The following is a 16,617-nucleotide window of genomic DNA, read 5'->3' as shown; positions in this document are numbered from 1 at the left end:
GCGTCTAGTGACACGGGGTGCTTCCGCCCGAGGGAAGCTGAGAACAAACCCGTCGAACCTGATCCGGTTAATACCGGCGAAGGGAATCGTCACAGCCGCGCCGGGCGCGCCAGCACCGGGACGGCGGGCCGGTTCAGTCGCCGCGAAAAAACCGCGTTGAACCAAATCTCGCAAACATGGCCCAAAACAAACCAGCAGTCACCGTCGACGACATCGTCCGCGTGCTCGAAACGCTCCGCGAGCGACGCCCGCTCGTGCATTGCATGACCAACGAGGTCGTCAAGGACATCACCGCAAACATACTCCTCGCCATCGGCGCGTCGCCCGCGATGGTCGAGCACGCGGAGGAGGCAGCCGAATTTGCCGCGATCGCCGACGCGCTTCTCATCAACGTCGGCACGCTCGACACCTCGCAAATGGAGGCGATGCGCGCCGCGATCGCCTCTGCCACGCTTGCCGGAAAACCGTGGGTGCTCGACCCCGTCGCCATCGGCGCGATCAGCCTGCGCACGCGTTTCTCGCGCGAAATTCTTGCGCAACGCCCCGCGCTCATTCGCGGCAACGCCTCCGAAATCATCGCGCTCGCGGGCCGCGCCGGAAAAGGCCGCGGCGCGGACAGCGGCGACAGCGCCGAGCACGCGCTTGATGCCGCCGCGCAACTCGTCGCGCAGACTGGAAACGCCGTTCTTGTCACCGGCCCCGTTGATTACGCGCTTGATGCCGCGCGCACGCTCGCCTGCGCCAACGGCCATCCGCTTCTCACGCGCGTGACCGGCGTCGGGTGCGCGCAAGGCGCGCTTGCCGCGGCGTGCGTCGCCGTCGCGCCGGACAAGATTCATGGCGCCGCGGCCGCCGCCGTGTTCATGGCGATCGCGGGCGAACTCGCCGCCGCGCGCGCGCCGCGCCCCGGAAGTTTTCGCACCGCGCTCATTGACGAACTCGACCGGCTCGACGCCGACACCATTCGCAAATACGCAAAAATCGAAAACAGAGGATAGAAGCCTGAGTGCCAGAATCCATCTTCCACCATTCACTCCTCACTACTCGCCACCCATCCCTCTTCATCTCCTGACTCCTGTATTCTGACTCCTGACTCCTTTTCCCTCATGAAACAACCCGATTACACACTCTACATGGTCACCGACATGCCGTCGGTTTATAAAAAGGGATTCCTCGAATCCATCGAAGCCGCCGTCGCGGGCGGCGTCTCCATCGTGCAATACCGCACCGATGGCGGCACTAAACGCGAGCTTTACGAAAACGGCATGGCCGTGCGCGACCTGCTCAAGCGCCTCGGCGTGCCGCTCATCATCAACGACCATGTCGATCTCGCGCTCGCGCTCAATGCCGACGGAGTGCACATCGGCCAGGGCGATCTGCCCGCGCCCGTTGTCCGCCGGCTCATCGGGAAAGACAAGCTGCTCGGCCTCTCCACATCCAATCGCGAACAGGTCCTCGCGGTTGACAAGACCGTCGTCGACTACATCGGCATCGGCCCCGTTTTTCCGACGCAATCCAAGCGCAACGCCCCGCCCGCAATCGGTGCCGCCGGACTCGCCGAGCTCGTCCCTCTCTCGCCCGTGCCCATGGTTGGAATCGGCGGCATCACTGCGGAAAGCGCGCCCGCCATTTATGCGACCGGCGTGACCGGCATCGCCATTGTCTCGGCGATTTCGTATGCGGATGATCCCCGCGCCGCGACCGCGGCGCTTCTGGCTGCGAAAAAATGACACATGGTAGGGCGAACCCTCCGGGTGAGCCGTCCACAATCCCGGCTCACCCGGAGGGTTCGCCCTACCCAAAAATTTCACAACAAAACGATCACCATGATTCCTAACGTCCTCACGATCGCAACCACCGACCCGTCGGGCGGCGCCGGCGTGCTCGCCGACTTGAAGGCATTTTCCGCAAACGGCGCCTACGGCATGGGCGTGCTCGCCGCGCTCACGGCGCAAAACACGCAAACCGTCACCGGCATTTATCCAATCCCGCTTGATTTTATCACGCGGCAAATCGACACGCTGTATGCCGACGTGCGCGTTGACTCGGTGAAAATCGGCATGCTCGGCACCGCCGAAATCACGCGCCGCGTCGCCGCCGACCTTCGCCGCCACAACGCGAAACGCATCGTCATCGATCCCGTCATGGTGTCCAAAAGCAAACACCAGTTGCTCGCCCATGACGCCATCGAGTCGCTCCGCAGCGAACTCTTCCCCCTCGCCGAAATCATCACGCCCAACATCCCCGAAACCGAGGTGCTCCTCGGCTGCGCACCGATAAAAAACCTCGACGACATGCGCAAAGCCGCGCGCGCCCTGCGCGAGCTCGGCCCGCGCATTGTCATGGTAAAAGGCGGCCATCTCGACGGCACCGAAAGCATCGACATCGTTGATGACGGCGTCACGCAAACCGAGCTCCGCGCCCCGCGCATCGCCACAAAAAACACGCACGGCACCGGCTGCACGCTCTCCGCCGCGATCGCCGCCCAGCTTCCGCAGTGCGCCACGCCGCTCGACGCGATCCGCGCCGCCAAAGCCTACCTCACACGCGCCATCGAAACCTCCGACGCGCTCGACGTCGGCTCCGGCCACGGCCCGACGCACCATTTTTGGAACCTGTGGAAGTAGGGGCGCGGCATCGCTTGCGACGCCCGGCATATAATGCGCGCGATTTAACGCGGGGCGTTTATTGCGCCTTGCCCGCGCGCGGTCTTCGCATTTTCCTCGGAGACAAAGATGAAGCCGTCGAAAAAGAATCCCAAATCATCCAAAAAGAAAACGTGCATTGGAGTTCTCACCGCCGGGGGCGACAGTCCCGGCCTCAACGCGGCCATCCGCGCCATCGGCAAAACCGCCATCGGTAAAGGCTGGAACGTCATCGGATTTCGCGACGGATTCCTCGGCATGCTTGAGGATCGCTGGGTCGAGTTAAAAAAGGAGGACCTTGCCAACATCCTCACCGTCGGCGGCACGGTGCTCGGCACGAGCCGGCTCAAGCCCCACCGCATGGGAACGCCAAAAGGCCCCGTCGATGTGCGCGACAAACTCGTGGCCACCTACAAGCGCCACAAGCTCACCGCGCTCGTTTGCATCGGCGGCGGCGGCACGCATAAAAACGCGCTCAAGCTCGCCGAAAAAGGCCTCAACATTGTCACGCTGCCAAAGACAATCGACAACGACGTCGCGCACACCGACTCCACCATCGGCTTCGCCACCGCGCTTGAAATCGCAACCGACGCCATCGACCGCCTGCACAGCACCGCGCACAGCCACCACCGCATCATCCTCGCCGAAATCATGGGACACCGCGCCGGCTGGCTCGCCATGGGCGCCGGGCTCGCGGGCGGCGCGGACGTGATCCTCGTTCCCGAAATCCCCTACGATGTGAACAAAATCGCCGCAGCCATCAAACGCCGCGTCGCGCGGGGCACGAAGTTCAGCATCGTGGCCGTCGCCGAGGGCGCGCGCTCCATCGAGGACACGCGGGCCTACGAAGCCGCGCGCCAGGCAGGCAAAAGCGCGACCAACGCCGCGCAAAAACGCATCGCCAAAACCGTGATCGCCAAGCTCGACGCCGATCACGAGGACAACATCTTTCGCCTCGCCCGCCAGCTCAACACGCTCACCGGCCTCGACTCGCGCGTATCCATTCTTGGTTACATCCAGCGCGGGGGCACGCCCTCCCACCGCGACCGGCTCCTCGGCACCCGCCTCGGCACGACCTGCGTGGAAATGATCGCCGACGGCAAGTTTGGCATCATGGTCGGGGTTGACGGCGACCGCATCACGACAACCCCGATTTCTAAAGTCGCCGGAAACCTGAAAACACTCCCGCTCGACCATCCGCTGATCCGCTCCGCGCGGCACCTTGGGACAAACCTGGGCGATTAAATTTGCGATGCAAACATCCCGCCGCCCCCAACCTTGCGGAACGCCGCTCGATTAACCATGTCAGCAACGCGCATGAAAAACGCCATTTCCGTTCTCACCATTCTCGTTGCCGCGCTCGTGATGGCGGGATGCAGCACCGTGGACAGTCGCATAAAGGAAAAACAGCCTGTCTTCGATTCGCTGACGCCAATCGAACAGGCGAACGTCAGGCAGGGCATCATCGAGGTCGGATACACGCCCGACATGGTTTACATGGCGATGGGCAAGGCCGACAAAGTGACAAGCCGCGCCACGGCCAAAGGCACCGTGACCACGTGGATATACAACCAATATTACAAGGAATACATGGGCCGCCGTTTCGTCGGTCATCGTCGCGACATGTATTATGATTCGCGGGCAAAAGTCTGGCGCGTGTATTACACACCGGTGTCCGAGGCGGTTTATCGCGACCGCATGGAGGAAATCGGTCGCATCGTTTTCCGCGACGGCAAGGTCGAGTCAATCGAACAAGTGCAATAAACGGGCGCCCCGGGCGAACACCAAGGCGGACGCGGCAAATTCGTGATTGCCCTCCCCGTCCGCCGCCCTTGAATGCGAGACCGTTCCCCTTTGGTTTTCGCGGGCATAGTATATCGGCTATTATGCGTGCTTCCCAAGCATGAGAGGAGGGTTCGATTCCCTCTGCCCGCACCAATGGCTCTGATTGCCGGCTGGCTCCGGCGAGCCCCCTTGCAGTCCAAATCATGAAAAATATTTTTTGCCGTCTTTTCCTCATACAACAACTTTTTGCATGGTTCGGCGCCGTGCTGGCGCTGGGAGCCGCGCAAGAGCGGGACAAGCGCCCCAACATCTTTTTCTTTTTTGCCGACGACTGGGGGCGCTACGCGGGCGTCTACAAGGAAAACCCCGTCAACCAGCTCGTGAACACGCCCGCAATCGACCGGGTGGGACTCGAAGGCGTGCGATTCACCAACGCGCATGTCAACGCGCCCAGTTGCACGCCGAGCCGCAGCGCGTTGTTCTCCGGACAATACTTTTACCGCACCGGACGCGGCGCGATCCTGCGCCCCGCCATCTGGGATGAATCGATTCCGACCTTCCCGTTGCTGCTCGAAAAATCCGGCTATTTTATCGGCCACACTTACAAGGCGTGGGGACCGGGAGTGCCGGCAAACGCTCCATTCGGTGCCAAGCGCACGCAGTTCACCGGCGCGGGCAATCGCTTCAACAGATTTTCCCAGAACGTCACCAAGCTCGTCGCAAAAGGCGGGAACCCCGATGCCGCCAAGGAGCAGATTTACAAGGAGTGCATCGACAACTTCGAGGCGTTTCTCGCCAAGCGGCGCGCCACGCCGGAGGACGCGACAAAACCGTTTTGTTATTATTTCGGCCCCACAAACACACACCGCGCATGGGAAAAAGGCTCGGGCAAGGCGCTCTGGAATCTCGACCCCGAAAAATTGAAGGGACGCATGCCCAAATTCCTGCCCGACGTGCCCGAGGTGAGGCAGGATTTTTGCGATTATCTCGGCGAAGTGCTCGCGCTCGATGCCGTGCTCGAACGCTTCATCGCCAAGCTCGAGGCCATGGGCGAGCTCGACAACACGGTCATCGTCCTGAGCGGCGACCATGGCATCCCCGGTTTTCCGCGGGCGAAGTGCAACCTCTACAACATCGGCACCGAAGTCGCGCTGCTCGTGCGCTGGGGCGACAAGGTCAAGGGTGGCCGCGCGGTGGACGACTTCATCAACCTGATGGATCTCGCGCCCACGTTTCTGGAAATCGGCGGGGAAAAACCGCCCGCCTGCATGACGGGCCGCAGCATCCTGCCGCTGCTGCTCTCCGACAAAAACGGACAGGTTGATCCGGCACGCGATTACGTCATCACCGGCCGCGAAAGGCACGTCGAACGCGCGCGCGCCGACCTCACCCCGTATCCGCAACGCGCCATCCGCACGAAGGACTTTTTGTATATCCGCAACTTCAAGCCCGAACGCTGGCCCGCAGGCGATCCTTACGCTTGGAACGCCAAAAAACTGCCCGAAAATTTTGCCGAAAAAAGCCGGGACTCCCGTTACGCGTTTGCCGACATGGACGCGAGCCCGACAAAAACCTGGCTCATGCTTCACGGCGCCAAGCCGGAGTGGATTGTGCACTGGAAATACGCCTTCGGCAAACGCCCCGCCGAGGAGCTCTATGATTTGCGCACCGACCCCGACTGCCTCGTCAACGTCGCGACCGACGCGGATTACGACAAGCGGCGCCAAACGCTCGCCGCCCGCATGATGGAGGTGCTTGCGCAAACCAACGACCCGCGCGCGACAAATGGCGGCGGCATGTTCGAAAACCCGCCCTTTGCCGGACCGGGAACGGAAGAAATCAGAAAGCCCCGGTGACAAAAATCGAAAAGACCGGCGCGCAAAAACTGCGGAGCGCGGAACGCTCGCGGCACAAAACGCGGCGTGTGAATAACAATGGCTTTCCTCATGCCGCGACTTGCGCACGTTTGATGGCGCAATGACCTTCCTGTTCTGGCTCAAAAAAATCATCGGGCTCTTTTTCATGCCGCTGCAGTTCGCGCTTATTATCGGCGTGATCGGCGTGGTGTTCATCTGGCTTCGCAAACGCGAGAAGCTCGCGCGCATCGGGCGCGTCATGATCACACTCGCCGTGCTCGTGCTCCTGCTCGCTTCAAACCGCGGCGTTGCCATCCGGCTTGCGCGCCCGCTTGAGTCCGCCTACGCGCCGATACCGGAGTTAAAATCGGCGTTCGATCCGGCGAATCCCGCCGTGCCCGCCCGGCTCGCCGCGTGCAAATACGTGCTCGTGCTCGGCAGCGGCCATGCCGACGACCCCGCGCGCTCCCGCATCAACCAGCTCAGCAATTCCGGGCGCGCGCGGCTTGCCGAGGCGTTGCGAATCCTCCGCGTGCTGCCACCCGACACGAAGTTGATCGTCTCCGGTTATCATCTGCGCGGCCCTTCGCACGCGCAAGTCAGCGCCGAGGCCGCCGAATCGCTCGGCATCGATCCCGGGCGCATCATTCGCATGGACGAAGCACGCGACACCGATGACGAAATCCGCACAGCCGTCGAAATCGCAAACGGCGCGCCGGTCGCGCTGGTCACGTCCGCCTGGCACATGCCCCGCGCGATGCACATGTGCGGACATCACAAACTCGACGCCCTCGCCTGCCCCGCCGACTATCTGCTTCCCTCAAGCGACAGCGAAGGCGCGCTGGCATGGTTTCGTTTCGAGCTCGGCGCGTTTGAATGCAGCAGCAAGGCGATCCGCGAACGCATCGGGCGTCTGTTTTTGTTGAAAAACTCGATCCTCTAAAAAAAACGCGCCGCGCTACTTTTTCTTCCGTCCCGCGAAAAACGACAGGTAGATGCCCACGGCGGCGATGAGGATCAGCCACCAGAAATAACGCAGCTCGCGCGCGGCAAGGCTGGCGAAGGCGAGCACGCGCGGAAAAATGAGGCACAGGGCGATCGCAACGAGGATCGTGACTGCGATGAGAATTCTTTTGCGTGTTTCGGGTGTCATTGTCCGGCGAATGCGAGGGGAAAACAATCTTGTGCGTCAGTCGCGAGAAAGCTCCTCCGAGCGCGCGGTGGCGGCGAGGACAGTCTCCTTGATGATGCCGCGGAAATCGCGCGCGGCCATGCGCTGCAATCCGGCATATGTGGTGCCGTTGGGCGAGGTGACTTGATCGCGCAGCGTCTCGGCGTCCTCGCTGCTCTGCGCGAGGAGTTTCGCGGAGCCGAGAAGCGTTTCGATGGCGAGCTGTTTGGCGGAGTCGCGTTCGAGTCCCGCGGCAACCCCCGCATCGCGAAGCGCGGCGGCGAATTCAAAGACATACGCCGGGCCGCTTCCGCTCAGGCCGGTGACCGCGTCGAGTTGCGCCTCCCCAACCGCGACGACGCGGCCAAGCGAGCCAAGCACCTGGTCGATGTTCGCGCGGTCGGTTTCGGCGAGTGGCGAGAGCGACGCCCACGCGGTGACCCCGGCGCCGATTTGGCCGGGCGTGTTGGGCATGGCGCGAACAATGTTGCGCGCATTGGGAAATGTTTGCGCAAGACGCGCGAGGCGCTTGCCCGCGAGGATCGAGATGATGAGTTTGCCGCGGGTGAGCCCGGCGAGGCTGGCGTCGAGCTGGGCGAGCTGCTGCGGTTTGCAGGCAAGAACAACAGTGTCGGCTCCGGCGAGCAGTGTTTCGAGATTGTTGGTCGCGGCGATTCCGGTGCGCGCGGCGAGATCGGCCGCGGTCGTGTCGGTCGCGCTGCCGAGGCACGCGATTTGCGCGGGAGTGCGCGCCCCTTTGTTGATGAGCCCGGTGACAATCGCCGAAGCCATGCGGCCCGCGCCGAGAAATGAAATGTGGTTCATGAGCGTTGGTTTATTTTGGCAGCAGAAAGACGGGGCGCGAATTTTCGATTTTGGATTCTCGATTTTGGATTGCGCGCTACCGCGCGGTTGCGAATGCGAAAATGGAGCGGTAGCTCCCAATCCAAAATCGAGAATCCAAAATCGAAAATTTCTTCATCGTCTCAGTTCCGCGCCCTGGAAGTGGACGTGTATGTGGTGCACTTTTTTCACGCGGTTTTTAATTATGCCGGTGGCAAAGTCCACGCTCTCGGGCACCTCGATGCGGCGAAGATCCACGACGGCGTGGTAGCCGCGTTCCGAAAAAGTGTCGATGAGCATCGCAAGGGCGAGGGGATCATCGAACAGCGGGTCTTCGCTGTTGATGTCGGCGCGCCCGGAAATGGCGTGGCGAATGACGATGGGCATCAGTTTCTTTTCGATAAAACTGACGACGCGCTCGAAAAGCCCGGCGTGCTCGGTTTCGTAGGAGTCGAGGCGTTTGACGAGATCCTGGCGCGCGTGGACGATGATGTCGCTGGCGAGCGGCAGGGTGCGCACGCGGTCGTAGGTGCGCGGGTCGAGCTCGAGCGAGCTTTGGTAGCGGAGCTCGGCGAGGATTTTTTCATCAACCTCGGCAATGCTGCCCTCGGAGATAACGAAGTGGTAGTTGAAGTTTTCCTTGAGCGACTGGAGCGCCGCCCAGGTTTGCTCCTTGAACACACGGTAGCGATGTCGCGCGAGAGGCACGTCGAAATCGGTCGAACGTTCCTCGAGCAACTCGCCGATGCCTGTGCGACGAACCTCCTCGTTGTGCTGGAGAATTTCGCGTCCGCGCTGAAGCTGGCGCTCGACGCTGGTTTTCTCGTCAACGAAAAGCACCATGATGTGGATGGTGGGCTTGCGAAAATGCGCATGGAGCGGGGTGTCGAAAAATTCCGCGCGGAGCTGGTCCATTTTGGCGACAAGCATTTTCATGCACTCGACCTGGACCTGCGTGCGCGGAAATCCGTCGAGGATGACGCCGTCGGCGTATTCGGGCTTGAGGAGTTCGCGCATGAGCAAACCGACAACCTCGCGGTCGCCGACCATGTTGCCGGATTCCTTGATGCGCCTGGCCTCGGGAGAGGCGAGGAGCGAACTCATGACGATGGGTTCGCAGGTGAAGCCGCGTGTTTTTTGGATGAAGTTGGCGTGAGTGCCCTTGCCGGAGCCGGGCGCGCCGCCGAGCAGGAGCAGTTCCTTGGGAAAGCGGAGGCTTTCGCGCCCGCGTTCCTGCTCGAGGTCATGCCACACGGCGTCGAAGATGATTTGCGCGTCCTTGATTTCGAGATCGTTTGTGGTGTTGGCGCGCGGAGCGGTCGCGGCGGCGCTTTTTTTGCCGCCTGCGTCCGGGTTGTTTTGATCGGGAACGGGTTTCATGGGAAGAAAACGAGCGGGGGTGGATCAATACACCTTCTCTTCGAGCAGCGCGAAGAGCTCGGCCTCGGTGATGCGGGTTTGCTGCATCGTGTCGCGGTCGCGAAGGGTGAAGGTGCCGTCCTTTTCGATTGTGTCGAAGTCGATCGTCACGCACCAGGGCGTGCCGATTTCGTCCTGGCGACGGTAGCGGCGGCCGATGGCGCCGGACTCGTCGTAGAAGGCGGTGTATTTGCGTTTGATCTTCTTGTAGAGTTCCTGCGCGCGACCGACGAGCGCCTCCTTGTTTTTGAGGAGCGGGAGCACCGCCACCTTCACCGGCGCGATGCGCGGCGAGAGGCGAAGCACGATGCGCGTCTCGGTGTTGCCCTTTTCATCGGTGACCTGTTCCTCGGCGTAGGCGGCGCAGAGCGCGGCGAGGAAAATGCGGTCGGTGCCCACGGCGGGCTCGATCACGTGCGGCACGAATTTCTTTTTCGTGGCCTCGTCGAAAATTTCCTGCGGCTTGCCGCTGGCCTCGGCGTGTTGCGTGAGGTCGTAGTTGCCGCGCGCGGCGATGCCCCAGAGTTCCTGCACGCCGAAGGGATACTTGAACATGATGTCCGTCGTGCCTTTTGAGTAGAACGAAAGCTTGGCCTTCGGGTGGTCGTAGAGCGAGAGGTGCGAATCGGGCAGGCCGATGGAAATGAGCCACTGGCGGCACCATTCAATCCAGTCCTTGTGGCACTGCGCCCAGTCGGCGTCCTCGTGGATGAAGTATTCCATCTCCATCTGCTCAAACTCGCGCGAGCGGAAGATGAAGTTGCGCGGCGTGATTTCGTTGCGAAACGACTTGCCGACTTGCGCGATGCCGAAGGGCAGTTTTACGCGGCCGGTGTCCACGACGTTCTTAAAATCGACGAACATGCCCTGCGCGGTTTCGGGGCGCAGGTAGGCGACGGCGGACGCGTCGCGGAGCGCGCCGACGTAGGTCTCAAACATCATGTTGAACGCGCGCGGCGGAGTGAGGCTGCCGGGCTCGCCGGTGGCGGGCGACGGGATGAGCGGGATTTCGTCGGGCTGCGCCTCGGTGAGGTCCTTGGGTTGCACGGGCGCGAGCGCGCCCTGGATCGCCTTCTTGCGCTTGAGCGTTTCGGCGGCGGCCTGAAGCTCGGCGGCGGTGTTTTCGCCCTCGAGCGCGGAAACATAGCCGACCGTCTTGCCATCGACGACGACGGGCGAGAAGAAGAGCTGGTCGGCGCGGTAGCGTTGTTTGCTGGCCTTGCAATCGACGAGCGGGTCGGTGAAGCCGGCGATGTGGCCCGAGGCCTCCCAAACTTTCGGGTGCATGATGATCGACGACTCGATGCCGACGATGTCGTCGCGGCGGCGCACCATGTCGTTCCACCAGCAGTCACGGATGTTTTTCTTCATCTCGGAGCCGAGCGGGCCGTAGTCAAAAAAGCCGTTGAGACCGCCGTAGATTTCGGACGACTGGAAAATGAAACCGCGGCGCTTGCAGAGCGCGACAATGGTTTCCATGGAGACTTCGGCGGGTGTGGACTGCGTTGACATAAGTGTGTTGTGAATGGCGGTGGATGAAAAATAAAAACGACAAACAAAACGCACGCGGGGCGCGCGGTCAATGACGGGTTGCCTCGATTGCGCCGGCATCGCATCCGCCATTTCGCGCAATTTGCCCCCCTTGCGCGAACGCCAACGCCTCTCATTTGCAATGCGAGATAAAGTTCTTGCTGCCGCGGCGGGGCGCACGTTGTCTTTCGTGACGCCCAAAAACAATGGCTTACTCAGATCCAGTCAAGGAGAGTGCACCGCTGCCCGCGTTTCTGCAAACGCTCAACCTGCGCAAGGCTCTCATACTCCTCATCCTCGCACTCGTCGTCATCACGACCATCGCGGTCACGGCATTCCTGCCCAAATGGTATCGCTCCAAGGCGTCCATTCGCGTGCTCAAGATCGGCACGACCAGCGCCGTCTTCCAGGCGCAAAGCAACGACTACTACGATCCCTACTTCGTGCAGGACCAGCTGCGCACGATCAAGTCCCCAAAAATCATCAACCCCGTCATCGAGCGCCTAAAGCTCAACGAAAAACTCGCCGCCGTGCTCGAAATCCCCGGACCGCTCCCCGTTGATTTCACCTACGATTACCTCATCAAAAAACGCATCGTCTCCGTCGAGTCGCCAAAAACATCCTCCATTGTTGAAATCACAATCGACACCCGCGACCCGGCGCTCTCCGCCGCCATCGCCAATGAGATCGTCGGCGTTTACACCGAGGATCGAATCAACCTCGCCACCGCCGCGCAAAAAGCCGACCTAGCCGAACTCAACAACCAGCTCGCCGCGCAGGAAAAAATCGTCATCGCCCAGCGCGACACCGTCGAACGCCTCCGCGCGGAACTCAGCATCTCCGGCATCGACCTCACGAATCCGCGCAACAACAGCATGGAAATCGAGCGCCTCCGCCAGATGCAAAGCACGCTCGTCGCGCTCACCGTGGACGCCAACAGCCTCAAAACCCGCTACGAAAGCTTCCGCGACATTCCGCCCGACAAACGCCTCTCGCTCGTCAACGCGCAACTCATCGAGGACCCCGGCACCCAGCGCCTCCAGCAAATCTACCTCGAGGCCGAGCAAAACGTCACCAAGCTTTCCGCCCGCCTCGGCGAGGCGCACCCCGAGATGATCGTCGCCCGCGAAAATCTTTCGAAAATCAAAACCCAGCTCGAGGCGCAACTCACCGGCTACGAGTTCACGCTCAAAAGCAAGGCAGAGGAAGCCGAGGCGCGCGTCACCGAGCTCAAGAAACAGCTCGAGGAAGCCAAGGCGTCCCAAATTGAAAACGCCTCCAAGCGCATGCGCCCGTTCGAGGAAGCCATGCAAAAACTCGACGAGGCCACGCGACTCTACACCACCTTCAAGCTCACCCTCCGCCAGCGCGAAATCGACTACAACCAGCCCAAGCGCCCCGTCGAAATCCTCAGCAAGGCCGAGCCCAAGCCCGAGCCCGAGCGGCCCAGCTGGCCGATCAACATCACCTTCGCGATCCTTTTCGGCGTCGTGCTCGGCATCGGCACCGCGCTGCTGATCGACATGTTCGACGCCAGCTTCCGCAGCGTGGCCGACGTGGAACGCCGCCTCCAGCGCCCCGTGCTCGGCGTCATCCCCTCGTCGCTCACCGCGCGCAAGCCCGCCGAGGAGCCGCTCGACCCCGCGGAGGACGAACCCTTCCGCGTCCTGCAAACAAACATCACCCTCGCCCTGCGCAACAAACCCTCGCACGGCGCGCAAACGCTCGTGATGCTCTCCGCCGGCCCCGGCGAAGGCAAGTCGACCACGCTCCTCCGCCTCGCCCGCGCAATGGGCGCCGCCGGCGAACGCGTCCTCCTCATCGACGCCGACCTGCGCCGCCCCACGCAACACCGCCTCTTCAACGTCGCCAAAACCCCCGGCCTCGCCGACCTGCTGCAAAGCAAGGTCACGCTCGACCAATGCCGCAGCCGCAACATCGCGCCCGGACTCGACTTCATCCCCAGCGGCACGATCAGCGGCTTCACGCTCAGCCTTTTCTACGCCGACCGCCTCAAGGAAATCCTGGCCGACCTGCGCACGCAATACGACCGCATCGTGTTCGACGCGCCGCCCATAATCGGCGTGAGCGATTCCGCCGTGATCACGAGCCTGATCGACCACGTGCTCCTGCTCATCCAGTATCGCCGCAATCCGCTCAGCATGGTGCTCCGCGCGCAGCAAACCATCCTCGGACTCGACAAGGAAATCCTCGGCGTGGTGCTTAACCGCGTCCCCAAAAACGCCGGCGCGGACTATGCCTATTACAGCAAAAACTACGCGTATTACGGCTCAAAAAGCGCCCGCACCCGCGACAAGACAGCGGGCGACACAATCAATTTTTCGGAAAAGAAATAACAGGGAGTTTCCTCTGTGAGATATTGGCAGGGCGAGCCGTTCACTATCCCGGCTCACCGGGACGGTTCGCCCTACCTTCAAATAACACCGCGTTTTTACGACTGGGTGTTTTTTTCTTTTAGCAACTCCCGACGCAGCCAGTCGAGCGCGGCAGTGATGGCGCGCTGGCGGAGGGCGAGCGGCGGACCGGGATAGGTCACGGTTTTGGCCCATGCGCCATTCGGTGAATACATGCCGATGTGAACCGGGCCGCCGTGTTCGTTGCCGGCGCGCGGATTGTATTCAAACCCTGTTATCGCGAGCGCGTAGTCGGCGCCCATGCGCTCGGCGGCGCCGGTCGCCATCGCGATGGCCCCCTCGTCGCTCGCACCGTCGTGCTGGAGCAGCACTTCCTCCGGCACGTCGATGAGCTGCATTTTCGATTCGTGCGTATGGCAGACGGCGGCGCCCGCAAAAAAATGATTCAGCTCGGGAATGTCGTTGAAGCAGTTTGCGAGCATTCCGCCGGTGGCGTCCTCCGCGATGGCCAGCAGCCTCTTGTTTGCGACAAGCAGGCGCGCCACGACCTGGGGCAGCTCATCGTGGCCGACGCACAACAAATTTTCGCCAAGCTGCGCGGCGCATTCGCACGCGATGTTTTCAAGCTGCGTGCGCGAAATCAAGCAGCCGGGCGAGCTGATGCGGCAATCCACCGCGCCGGGATGCGCGCAATACGCCACGCCCAGCCTCGCGGGATCGGACGCGCCGTGCCTGTCAAAGATGGGCTGCAATTTTGTTTCGAGAAGCGATTCGCCGACGCCGATTGTGCGCATTTGCACATACGCCTCCTCGCCCGCGATGAAACCGAGGCGCGCGAGGCGCGGCAGCACCTGCTCGGTGAACATGGGGCGCAGCTCGTTTGGCGGGCCGGGCAGCATGCAAAGCACCTTGCCATCCTGCTCGACCCAGAGGCCGGGCGCGGTGCCGTTCGGATTGTGCAAAATCTCGGCGCGCTCGGGACGCTGCGCCTGCTTGAGATTGTTCGCCGTCATGCACATCCCGAAACGCTCGAATCGCTCGCGAAGGGCGCGCTCCACATTTTCGTCGTGCACGAGTTTTTGGCCGAGTTCCCGCGCGACAGCCTCGCGCGTGCGGTCGTCGCAAGTGGGTCCGAGCCCGCCGGTCGTGATGACCACGTCGGCCACGCGCCAGCTTTCGCCAAACTGACGCGCGATCGCGCCGGCGTCGTCGCCCAAGGTGATGTTGCGTTGCAGCATCACGCCGCGCCGGGCGAGTTGCGAACCGATGAATGTGACGTGGCTGTTGCCAACCAAGCCGAGCAGCAATTCGTCGCCAAGGGTAAGAAGTTCAAAATGTCGCATGGAAAAGACTCAAACGAACATGCTAATCGCAAACGTGGAAATCTCAAATTGCAAAAGACGATTTTCCATTGGCAAACCCGGCCTCATTGAGGTTTGGATACTTGAGATTCGGAATTTCCCAAACAGATGCCATCAAACGCCACAGATAGCAACGAGCCCTTGGGCTTGAAGGGGAAGGTGCGCCGCCTTCCCAACAAGCCGGGCGTGTATCTGATGAAGGACCGGCTCGGGCGAATCCTTTACGTCGGCAAGGCAAAGAACCTGAAAAAGCGCGTCTCGTCGTATTTCACGCCCTCGCGCGCCGCAATGATCACACAGCCGAAAATCCGCGCGCTCATCGGCCTGATTGCCGACTTCGACACAATCGAGGTGAAATCCGAGCCCGAGGCGCTTCTGCTCGAGGGGCGCCTCATCAAACAGTGGAAGCCAAAATACAACACGGACTTCATTGACGACAAACGCTTCCTGCTCGTGCGAATCGACCCGCGCGAGGAGCTGCCGCGCATCCGCCTCACGCGCATCCGCAAGGACTCCGTTTCGCGTTACTTCGGCCCGTTCGCGCACTCGGGTCCGCTGCGGAAAACACTCGCGCAAATGCGCCGCCAGTTCGGCGTGCTGCTCTCCGACTCGTCACCGCAAAAACTCCCCGACGGGCGCTGGCGGCTCTACGACGACATCCGCCAGGAAATCTACGGCGAGCACGCCAACATCGTCACCGCCGATGAATACCGCGCCCGGGTTGACGCCGCGTGCGCGTTTCTCGAGGGCAAGTCGCGCGAATGGCTTGAAATCCTGCGCGGCGAAATGCTCGCCGCCGCCGAAAAACACAATTTCGAAAAGGCCGCCGAGTTGCGCGACATTGTGTTTGCGCTCGAAAAAACGCTCCAGCCCGCGCGTCGTTTCGAGCGCGAGCAAAGCGTGATCCACACCGACGCCGACGCGCTCGCCTCGCTGCAAAGCGCGCTCGAACTGCCCGCGCCGCCAGCGCACATGGAGTGTTTCGACATCTCGCACATTTCGGGCACGTTTGTCGTCGCCTCGTGCGTGCACTTCACCGACGGACGGCCCGACAAAAACAACTACCGCCGTTTCCGCATAAAGAGTTTCATGGGCAACGACGACTTTCGCGCGATGGAGGAAGTCGTGGGCCGGCGTTACTCGCGACTGCACGGCGAGGACAAAGCGTTCCCGAATCTCATCGTGATCGACGGCGGCCGCGGCCAGGTTGCCGCCGCGCTGAAGGCGTTTGTCGCGATCGACGTCGAGCCGCCCGCAATCATCGGCCTCGCAAAAAAACACGAGACAATCATTTTTCCCGACACGCGGCCGCCGCTGAACCTGCCGCTCACGCATCCGGGGTTGCAGTTGCTGCAGCGCATGCGCGACGAGGCGCACCGTTTCGCCAACACCTACAACGCCGACTTGCGCTCAAAAAAAATCCGCGAAAGCGTGCTCGACGATTTCCCCGGAATGGGCGGGGTGCGCCGCGCCGCGCTCATGTCGCATTTCGGCGACATCGACAAACTGCGCGCCGCAAGCGTGGAGCGCATCACCGAAGTCGATGGATTCGGCGAAAAGACGGCGGCGGACTTGTGGGCGTTTTTGCATCCGGAGGGATGACCGGAGCGGCGTGCAAGAAAGCGCGGTGCG

At 61.9% G+C, this 16,617-nt stretch carries 14 protein-coding genes, 1 tRNA gene and 1 riboswitch; of the genes, 10 read left to right on the top strand and 5 right to left on the bottom strand.

The features are described from left to right. Nucleotides 1-3 precede the first annotated feature (3 nt). Nucleotides 4-103: riboswitch (TPP riboswitch) on the top strand. Between the two features lie 73 nt (nt 104-176). The 8 genes from thiM to M2103_RS11210 all read left to right on the top strand — a co-directional run bounded on the left by thiM (nt 177) and on the right by M2103_RS11210 (nt 7,229). Next, nucleotides 177-998 (top strand): hydroxyethylthiazole kinase, encoded by an 822-nt coding sequence (thiM, locus tag M2103_RS11245; RefSeq protein ID WP_277510626.1) that lies wholly within the window; start codon nt 177-179, stop codon nt 996-998. A gap of 108 nt (nt 999-1,106) precedes the next feature. Continuing rightward, the gene (thiE, locus tag M2103_RS11240) at nt 1,107-1,730 is read left to right on the top strand and encodes a thiamine phosphate synthase (protein ID WP_277510624.1); all 624 of its coding nucleotides are present in this window, start codon (nt 1,107-1,109) and stop codon (nt 1,728-1,730) included. Between the two features lie 96 nt (nt 1,731-1,826). Continuing rightward, nucleotides 1,827-2,627 (top strand): bifunctional hydroxymethylpyrimidine kinase/phosphomethylpyrimidine kinase, encoded by an 801-nt coding sequence (thiD, locus tag M2103_RS11235; protein ID WP_277510622.1) that lies wholly within the window; start codon nt 1,827-1,829, stop codon nt 2,625-2,627. A 108-nt stretch (nt 2,628-2,735) separates the two neighbouring features. Then, on the top strand, nt 2,736-3,890 hold the full coding sequence (locus M2103_RS11230; RefSeq protein WP_277510621.1) for an ATP-dependent 6-phosphofructokinase: 1,155 nt from the start codon (nt 2,736-2,738) through the stop codon (nt 3,888-3,890). Nucleotides 3,891-3,962: 72 nt separating this feature from the next. After that, the gene (locus M2103_RS11225; protein ID WP_277510619.1) at nt 3,963-4,409 is read left to right on the top strand and encodes a hypothetical protein; all 447 of its coding nucleotides are present in this window, start codon (nt 3,963-3,965) and stop codon (nt 4,407-4,409) included. A gap of 99 nt (nt 4,410-4,508) precedes the next feature. Continuing rightward, a tRNA-Gly gene (locus M2103_RS11220) sits at nt 4,509-4,583 on the top strand. Between the two features lie 50 nt (nt 4,584-4,633). After that, complete coding sequence (locus M2103_RS11215; protein WP_277510616.1) at nt 4,634-6,286, top strand: sulfatase; 1,653 nt, start codon at nt 4,634-4,636, stop codon at nt 6,284-6,286. A gap of 121 nt (nt 6,287-6,407) precedes the next feature. Beyond that, entirely contained in the window at nt 6,408-7,229 is an 822-nt protein-coding gene (locus M2103_RS11210) for an ElyC/SanA/YdcF family protein (RefSeq protein ID WP_277510615.1), read from the top strand. Between the two features lie 15 nt (nt 7,230-7,244). Here the strand turns inward: M2103_RS11210 and M2103_RS11205 are convergent, their stop codons facing one another. From M2103_RS11205 to M2103_RS11190, 4 genes are all read right to left on the bottom strand, one after another. Further along, nucleotides 7,245-7,439, bottom strand: a complete 195-nt coding sequence (locus M2103_RS11205; RefSeq protein WP_277510613.1) for a hypothetical protein — start codon at nt 7,437-7,439, stop codon at nt 7,245-7,247. Between the two features lie 36 nt (nt 7,440-7,475). Then, a complete protein-coding gene (gene proC / locus M2103_RS11200) occupies nt 7,476-8,282 on the bottom strand; it encodes a pyrroline-5-carboxylate reductase (RefSeq protein WP_277510611.1) in 807 nt (268 codons plus the stop codon). Between the two features lie 153 nt (nt 8,283-8,435). Then, entirely contained in the window at nt 8,436-9,680 is a 1,245-nt protein-coding gene (locus tag M2103_RS11195; protein WP_277510610.1) for a nucleoside monophosphate kinase, read from the bottom strand. A gap of 24 nt (nt 9,681-9,704) precedes the next feature. Then, nucleotides 9,705-11,231, bottom strand: coding sequence for a glycine--tRNA ligase (locus M2103_RS11190; protein ID WP_277510609.1), 1,527 nt, complete (start codon nt 11,229-11,231; stop codon nt 9,705-9,707). 224 nt (nt 11,232-11,455) lie between these two features. Between M2103_RS11190 and M2103_RS11185 the strand changes: the two genes are divergently transcribed. After that, nucleotides 11,456-13,606, top strand: coding sequence for a polysaccharide biosynthesis tyrosine autokinase (locus tag M2103_RS11185; RefSeq protein WP_277510607.1), 2,151 nt, complete (start codon nt 11,456-11,458; stop codon nt 13,604-13,606). A 95-nt stretch (nt 13,607-13,701) separates the two neighbouring features. On the opposite strand, the gene M2103_RS11180 is transcribed toward M2103_RS11185, so the two are convergent. Next, entirely contained in the window at nt 13,702-14,967 is a 1,266-nt protein-coding gene (locus M2103_RS11180; RefSeq protein WP_277510605.1) for a nicotinamide-nucleotide amidohydrolase family protein, read from the bottom strand. A gap of 126 nt (nt 14,968-15,093) precedes the next feature. On the opposite strand from M2103_RS11180, the gene M2103_RS11175 reads away from it, so the two are divergent. Continuing rightward, nucleotides 15,094-16,587 carry an excinuclease ABC subunit UvrC gene (locus M2103_RS11175; RefSeq protein WP_277510603.1) on the top strand — a complete coding sequence of 498 codons (1,494 nt, stop codon included), beginning with the start codon at nt 15,094-15,096 and terminating at the stop codon, nt 16,585-16,587. The last annotated feature ends 30 nt before the right edge of the window (nt 16,588-16,617 follow it).

The sequence above is a fragment of the Ereboglobus sp. PH5-5 genome, assembly GCF_029504805.1.
GTDB lineage: Bacteria > Verrucomicrobiota > Verrucomicrobiia > Opitutales > Opitutaceae > Ereboglobus.
This window is presented reverse-complemented; position numbering and strand designations above follow the sequence as displayed.